At 53.3% G+C, this 769-nt stretch carries 1 rRNA gene; it reads right to left on the bottom strand.

The features are described 5' to 3' along the window. Positions 1-17: 17 nt before the first annotated feature. Positions 18-769 (bottom strand): 23S ribosomal RNA (locus AC3WOB_RS31625); the annotation flags it as partial.

Here is a 769-nt window from a genome sequence, read left to right as displayed (position 1 = left end):
ATAACCATCAGTGTTATAGGATCAAGCCTCACGGGCAATTAGTATCGGTTAGCTTAACGCATTACTGCGCTTCCACACCCGACCTATCAACGTCCTGGTCTCGAACGACCCTTCAGGGGGATCAAGTCCCCGGGATACCTTATCTTCAGACGAGTTTCCCGCTTAGATGCCTTCAGCGGTTATCTCTTCCGTACTTAGCTACCCGGCAATGCCATTGGCATGACAACCGGTACACCAGAGGTACGTCCACTCCGGTCCTCTCGTACTAGGAGCAGGCTCCGTCAAGTATCCAACGCCCACGGCAGATAGGGACCAAACTGTCTCACGACGTTTTAAACCCAGCTCACGTACCTCTTTAAATGGCGAACAGCCATACCCTTGGGACCGGCTACAGCCCCAGGATGAGATGAGCCGACATCGAGGTGCCAAACACCGCCGTCGATATGAACTCTTGGGCGGTATCAGCCTGTTATCCCCAGAGTACCTTTTATCCGTTGAGCGATGGCCCTTCCATTCAGAACCACCGGATCACTATGTCCTGCTTTCGCACCTGTTCGACTTGTCAGTCTCACAGTCAAGCACGCTTATGCCATTGCACTATCAGCACGATTTCCGACCGTACCTAGCGTACCTTCGAACTCCTCCGTTACACTTTGGGAGGAGACCGCCCCAGTCAAACTGCCCACCATGCACTGTCCCCGATCCGGATAACGGACCAAGGTTAGAACCGCAAACAAACCAGGGTGGTATTTCAAGGATGGCTCCACGT

The sequence above is a fragment of the Achromobacter sp. FW305-C-30-7 genome, from assembly GCF_058783105.1.
The sequence above is the reverse complement of the archived record's forward strand: the minus strand, read 5'-3'. Positions and strand labels throughout refer to the sequence as shown.